Source organism: Actinomadura kijaniata NBRC 14229 (assembly GCF_001552175.1).
Taxonomy (GTDB): domain Bacteria; phylum Actinomycetota; class Actinomycetes; order Streptosporangiales; family Streptosporangiaceae; genus Spirillospora; species Spirillospora kijaniata.
Map to the genome: position 1 here is coordinate 25,214 of NZ_BCQR01000148.1, position 6,216 is coordinate 31,429.

Annotated in this window: 7 protein-coding genes; 2 read left to right on the forward strand and 5 right to left on the reverse strand. The window is 69.9% G+C overall.

Annotated features, from left to right (window positions below; all coding sequences use genetic code 11):
* Nucleotides 1–174: 174 nt before the first annotated feature.
* Complete coding sequence (locus AKI01S_RS36560; protein WP_067828632.1) at nt 175–429, reverse strand: hypothetical protein; 255 nt, start codon at nt 427–429, stop codon at nt 175–177.
* 373 nt (nt 430–802) lie between these two features.
* On the opposite strand from AKI01S_RS36560, the gene AKI01S_RS36565 reads away from it, so the two are divergent.
* Entirely contained in the window at nt 803–1,066 is a 264-nt protein-coding gene (locus AKI01S_RS36565) for a hypothetical protein (RefSeq protein ID WP_067828634.1), read from the forward strand.
* Nucleotides 1,067–1,302: 236 nt separating this feature from the next.
* Here the strand turns inward: AKI01S_RS36565 and AKI01S_RS51200 are convergent, their stop codons facing one another.
* From AKI01S_RS51200 to AKI01S_RS36570, 3 genes are all read right to left on the reverse strand, one after another.
* Complete coding sequence (locus AKI01S_RS51200) at nt 1,303–1,461, reverse strand: hypothetical protein (RefSeq protein ID WP_157420424.1); 159 nt, start codon at nt 1,459–1,461, stop codon at nt 1,303–1,305.
* Between the two features lie 265 nt (nt 1,462–1,726).
* Nucleotides 1,727–1,912 carry a hypothetical protein gene (locus AKI01S_RS51205; RefSeq protein WP_157420425.1) on the reverse strand — a complete coding sequence of 62 codons (186 nt, stop codon included), beginning with the start codon at nt 1,910–1,912 and terminating at the stop codon, nt 1,727–1,729.
* A gap of 1,320 nt (nt 1,913–3,232) precedes the next feature.
* Nucleotides 3,233–3,682 (reverse strand): hypothetical protein, encoded by a 450-nt coding sequence (locus tag AKI01S_RS36570; RefSeq protein WP_157420426.1) that lies wholly within the window; start codon nt 3,680–3,682, stop codon nt 3,233–3,235.
* A gap of 269 nt (nt 3,683–3,951) precedes the next feature.
* On the opposite strand from AKI01S_RS36570, the gene AKI01S_RS36575 reads away from it, so the two are divergent.
* On the forward strand, nt 3,952–4,857 hold the full coding sequence (locus AKI01S_RS36575) for a tyrosine-type recombinase/integrase (protein ID WP_067828638.1): 906 nt from the start codon (nt 3,952–3,954) through the stop codon (nt 4,855–4,857).
* 267 nt (nt 4,858–5,124) lie between these two features.
* On the opposite strand, the gene AKI01S_RS36580 is transcribed toward AKI01S_RS36575, so the two are convergent.
* The coding region (locus AKI01S_RS36580; RefSeq protein ID WP_218009953.1) for a hypothetical protein at nt 5,125–6,216 on the reverse strand (1,092 nt) is incomplete at its 5' end.

Consider the following 6,216-nt stretch of genomic DNA (forward strand, 5'->3'; position numbering starts at 1 on the left):
GGATGTGTCGCGGGTCGCAAGTCCGGGCTGTCGGCATAGGTCGTGCCTGGTTGAGGAGCCTGTTTGAGAATGCTGTTCTTGGCTGAGGGGGGCCGGTGCCGGTTCGACCACCGCCTCCTCAGCCAAGATCAGCGTTCTCGGCGGGGACTCAGCGGTGATGGGCTGGCGTGCGGGTCAAGCCCGGTAGACCCACAGGCGCCATTTCGAGCCCTCGCGGCGGCACTGGACGGTGTCGTCCGAGCTGCGCAGTACGACATGGTCTGCACCGAGAATGATGCACTCCATCTCAGATGAGTAAAGGCCGAATTTCTGCCATTCGCCTGCTGGCGCTGAGGGGATGCCCGAGGCGGCTGCGGCGGGGGTCACCCACAGGGTGGCCGCGGCGCACAGCGCCGTGCCCGCGGTGAGGATCGCACGGGTGATGGTCATGGCTGCTTCTCCCTTGGCCGGGGTGTGCTCTCCTCCAATGCATAACCGTATGTACCGAAGTGATTACACTCTGCAAGTAGATAGACGGTAGATTCTCCTGGGTCGTGGCCCCGGACCCCGGCCAGCGGGCCGCACCGCAGGTCGCCGCAGACACCACCGCCCCGCCCTCCTGCCGTTGCGGCGCGCCGCCAATGAGAACGATCGGTCACGCGGCGTCCACGCTGCCCCCTCGAAGGCCAGGCCCCGCGCCGGACCGGGCATCCGGGCGGTGGGGCGGGCTGGGGGTAATCTTCCAGCGATCTACTCACCGACTGTAGTGAAGCCGCTCCTTTCGATAACCAAAGGGATCCGTGCCCGACGAAAGGAAGAGATCATGAACACATCACTGCGGCCGCTGGTTCGCGCAGCGTCCCTGGCGGCGCTGACCGCGGCCGTCGGCGGCATTCTGACCCTGCCCGCCGCTGCGGCGGCGGCACCCGGAACGACCCTTGGTGCCGCGGCCGCGTCGACCGCCGCGCCATACCAGCCCGCAGGCGGCGCCGCACAGCAGGAACCCTACTGCACCGCGCTGACCACGGTGTATAACCAGTTTGTGTGCGTGGAGGAGGTCGAGAACGGAGAGTGGGGACGGGGTTAACGGCACACCGCCCTCGCCACGCGACCGTCGAACGTACCCGGCAGCCATACTCGACAGAACCCGCGTTCTGGAAGGTATAGCCATCGAGGTTTCCGCAGGTCAGCGTCGTGCGGTACGGGGCAGGCCAGGGAGCGGGGGTTACGGTCCCTGGCCGGTGATCGTCATCCACAGCCGAAACCCCGGTTTCCCACACCGCGGCGTTGCGGGCTCGCACCAGAGCAGTCCTCCGACGAGCCCTAGGAGGCGATCTGCTCATACCCTTCGGCGGTCCACTGCTGGTGCCGGTCCCGCAGCCATTGCTCACCACCGTTGCCGTGGAAGGCGATCCGGTCCTCGACAACATCGTCGTTGACGGCACGGATGATCCGGATCTCGTCCCCGTCGCCGTCTTCCACGCCGATGTACGCCAGAACCGTGATGCGCGTGAGCCCTCAGCGGTGTTGCGCAGATAGAGCGTCTCTTTGTTCATGGAGGGGCTGATCGCATGATGCTGCCCCCCTTGGCCGCACGCGGACCAGCCCCGCTACCGCCCTCCCGAGCTCGTCGCGGCGGATGAGGCCGGGGACGCGAACGCGGCGGCCGGGGCCGGCCCGAAGAGGCCGCATGCCCGGCTGCCGCGCGGGCCCGTGTGGTCTACGTCGGCGAGCGTGGCGCTGGCCGCTACCCGTAGAGCCAGAACAGGGCGTACAGCACGGCGGGCACCGCGCCCAGGGGGATGGCCAGGGCCTTGAGGACGGTGGCCAGTCCGGTGGTGGTGCGCAGCACCCACACGGTGAAGCCCAGCAGCACCATCAGGCTCAGTACGACGATCACCCCCGCGATGATCAATATCGGTTCCTGCTGCACCCGGCTCTCCTTTGAGGTGAGGGGGACCGAGCACCCTCGACATCCCCGTGGTTGGACCACCAGTCATCCACGCTCGGGGCCGAGCCCTGGCCGGTCTCGCCGCGTTGGGCGCCCCAGCGCCCGTAATGGTGCTTTACGGAACACAGAATGCAGTTCGGGGAAATGACCTTGAAACGATCCGGAACACCCTGCGATCGCGCCCCCTTCGCGCCTTTCGGTCGGTGCTGCCGCGCAGACCACCTGGTCACAACCGATCCCGCCTGCTCCCAAGGTGTCCCGGGGTGTTCCACGTCCCGGTAGGACCCGCTCTAGCTGCGTCTTCTTCCGGCGTGCGACAACTTGGAACACCTCAAGATCCGGCAAGGCGCATCCCGGCCCTCCCTCTGGTGGAACAATTGGTCTTCCCCAAGATCTTTCTTCACATTGAGGTGAAAGCCGGGGCCTATGAGCGTGGATTCACCCTCTCCTCGAACACCACTGCATTGCTTTATCGAAGAGCTGGTGGCGCTTCGAGTAGATTGCGGCACCCCGGGCTACGGGCGGCTGAAGCAGCTGTCCAAGCAGCTGGAGGAGTGCTTTGGCGACCGGTACGCCAAGCTGCCCTGGCTGGAGCGCAGCACGCTGTCGCGCCTGGTCAACCACCACGGCAAACGACCTCCCCGCTGGGAACTGGTCGCCGCGGTGGTGCTGTCGTGTGAGCTGCACGCCCATGAGGCCGGCGTCCCCGGCCGACCGCACGCCGAGCTGGACGCCGAGACCCTGCTGGCCCCCTGGTACGCCAAGTACCAGCGGCTGAACGGCCGCCCCAGCACCACGCCCTCACAGCCGGCCCCACCGCCGCCCTCGGCGGCGAGGCAACCGTCGCCGCCGACGCAGCCGCGCGTGAGCTCCAACGCGGCCGATGCCCCGGCCCCTGGCAGCGCCCCGCCGGAGCCGCCCGGACGGTTCTCCCGGACCGCAAGCGCGTCCGTGCCGCCGCAGGTGCCGTTGCCGCCGATCGAACTGCGCTGGACCTACTGGGCCGCCTCGCCCTCGCCCATCGCTCCCGCCGCGGGGAAGGACACCGTACGCCCCGGCCCTAAACCGGTCGCGGAACCAGCCGTCGCGCCGCCGCCCTGGCCGCTCACCCAGCCACCGGCCGCCCCTCCCACCCCGGCGTCGGCACCGGGGCCGCGGGCCTCGAAACCGCACGACGTTCCCCCACCGGTCCACCCCACGCCGCCGCGGTCGGCTCCCCCCGCTGCAGCGCCGGAGTCGGCGCCGCCCCCGGCTCCGGCTCCGTCCAACGCTCCGTCCAACGCTCCGTCCGCCGCTGCGGCCTCACCAAGCCACGAGCTGGCCCCGCCGATATTGGACTTCTCCCAGCAGCGCTTCCTGGACGCCTATGGCCAGCATGGCCTGGACCTGTACGAACAGGTCGAACGCGGCAACCGGGTCGCCGCCTACAAGCTGGCCATACTGTTGTGCACCGACAACATGAACGCCGAAGCCCAGATCTACCTGGACCGGGCCTACGACATCCCCCACCGTTACGGACTGCACCACTTCACCAGTTACCAGAGCCGCCAAGCCACCGCTGTCGAGGCCGCCTTCGACGTCGGCCGCGACGCCTACGCCGAAGGCGAGACCCTGGCCGCCATCACCTTCTGCGCGGCCGCGGCCCGCCACAACCACCCCGAAGCGGCCTACCTGCTGGCCACCATCTACCTCAGCACCGGACACCACGACGACGCCGACCACTGGTTCCGCCACGCCGCCCGCAACGGCCACCCCACCGCCCACAACCACATCCGGCGCCCTGCCCCACCGGCTGAGTCCAGCGGGTGGAAGACCTACGCCGAGCCTGGTTCCTCTTTCGCGTCCCACCTCCCGCTCGACAACCCGCTGAGCAATCCTCTGAGCGATCCACTGAGCAACGCCCCTCGCCCCTTCGCCGATGCGAAACTGCCCACAGTGGATGAGCTGCTCCTTCGAATCCAGACCGACCGCCAACGCATGGCCATGCAGACCTGGCGTTCTGACCCGCTAAGGTCGTCGCGTTGCGGCCGGGCGCCGCTCCGGGCGCGGCGCGCGGGGCCGATCTGGAGGGCGCGCTGGAGCGGGCGCTGGCCGCCCTCGAGTGGCACCTGGACCGGTGTGCGCTGGCCGCCACCACGGTCAAGGCCTACCGGCGCCAGGCCCGCGGCTACGCCGGCTGGCTGCGCGCGCACGCCGGCGACCACCCCGACGCCTTCGCCGACGCCATCGGCGCCGAAGACGCCGCCACCGCCTGGCGCCGCCACCTGCTGGGGACCGCCAAGGTGGCCCCGGCCACCGTCAACCAGGCGCTGGCGGCGGTGACGCTGCTGTATGAGCAGGCCGGGATCCGCATCGCGGTCAAGCGGGCCCGGGTGCCCAAGCCCGGCCAGCCCACGGCGCTGACGGTCGCCGAGCAGGGCCGGGTGGAGCGCGAGGCCGCCCGCCGCGGCGCCCGGGATGCGGCGATCGTGGCGGTGCTGGCCCAGGCCGGCGCCCGCGTCGAAGAATGCGCCCGCCTGGACCTTGAGGACGTGGTGCTGACCGCCCGCACCGGGCACCTGCGCCTGCACGGCAAGGGCGACCAGGTCCGCACCGTCCCCCTGCCCGCCCGCGCCCGCCAGCGCCTGGCCGACTGGATCGCCGTCCGCGGCCGCGCGCCCGGCCCGCTGTGGACCGGCCAACGCGGCCCGCTGACCATCTCCGGCATCACCCAGGTCGTGCTCGCCATCGGCGCGGCCGCTGGCCTGCCCGGGCTGCGCCCGCACACCCTGCGCCACACCTACGCCACCCGCCTGCGCCACGGCGGCGCCGACGTCGCCCAGATCCAAGCCCTCCTCGGCCACACCTCCCTCGACACCACCGCCCGCTACTTCCGCGCCGGCACCGCCGAGACCGCCGCCGTCGTCGAAGCCGTCTTCGACACCTGACACTTCGAGACCATCGGTTGGCCTCCTCCGCTTGGGGACTTCCCTGGTCATGGCCGTCGTGGGAGGCAGGTGTCGCATGAGCGGGTGGCTCGACGAAGGAACGTCTGGCGAACGTCCTGGCGGCCGCCGCGCCGCGCTCGCCCACCACGCGCGCCACCGCCGCCAGCACGGTGCCGACCGCCTCGCGGGCGATGCCCCCCGCCACCGGCGCGGGGGCCGACCAGCATTGGAACGAAAATCCGCGCTAACCGGGGGGACGGGGCCGGGCTACGTCATCAACTCGATGTGAGGATGCTCGGGCTTCGCTGGGCAGACGAACAGATGCTGCCGGTAGCCGCTGCCTATCTGGACCCCGGTCGCGTTGTAGCCGCGGTGGCCGGGGTACGGTCCAGCACCTGGGTGGGGGTGCGGAGACCAGCTGTTCCCGGCGTCGTCCCCTTCCTCAAACGTGGCGACGGTCAGCAGGACCTCCATGCCGGTGCCGCACTCGGAGCAGGGCTGTGGGCTGGGGTCGGTGGAGTTCCAAGCGGGCCAGCCGCCGACCTTCCAGCCGGGTGCGTTGGATAGCACACAGTCGTAGTACGTGTCCGGGTCCATGTCTTCTGCTGCTGCCTGCGGCACGCTCCACTGCTTGAGTTGCTCCTGCAGTTCTTCGCTCAGCTCCAGATGGTCGGGGTACTCGGTGATCTGTTCCGGTTCGAGCACGCATGGTTCCGGTAGATAGCCGTCGAACTGCACTGCGGGCGGCTCGGGAGGTGTGTCGAGGATGTCGGTGACGGCGGCTGCGGAACGCCAGAAGAGCAGGGTCCTGGGCATGATCGGATGATCGAAGGGGCACCACAGAACCTGCAGCAGGTCCTTACCCTCTGGCGGGCTCAGATCGGGCACATCCCGTGCGTACAGCTGCGCGACGGGCAGCATCGCTATGGGGCCGTCGTACGGCTGGACCGCCAGCCTCACCGGATACGTCCGAGGGGGCCGGATCCGCTCGAGGGTCTCCCGTTCCTCCGCAGTCAGGTCTCGGCCGTGCGAGGCGGCCAAGATCCGTCGTTCCAGCCGCAGATCCGCCGGGGACAGGGCTGGGTTGATGCCGTCCACCTCATGCGGTTCCTCGCAGTGCGGCCACGCTTCCTCAGCGGGCCACAGCAACGGCCCGCCGATTGAGCTGTCGTGCCACGTCGGCGCCCCAGGGCGGGGGTGCAGGCGAGTCGCCGTGCGGGCCAGCGGGGCCAGTTGGGGAAAGACCGCGACAACGTCGATCGGCCGTGGCGGAGTGACAGGAGTGACATTCATGGCCGCGATCTTGCCAATCGCCTCTGACAACGGCCCTCGTGGCCGCCCCACAAAGAGCTCCGACAC

Bases quoted from the DNA above. Each gene is read 5' to 3' on its own strand.
- AKI01S_RS36560 (WP_067828632.1), bottom strand. From the start codon at position 429: ATGACCATCACCCGTGCGATCCTCACCGCGGGCACGGCGCTGTGCGCC.
- AKI01S_RS36565 (WP_067828634.1), top strand. From the start codon at position 803: ATGAACACATCACTGCGGCCGCTGGTTCGCGCAGCGTCCCTGGCGGCG.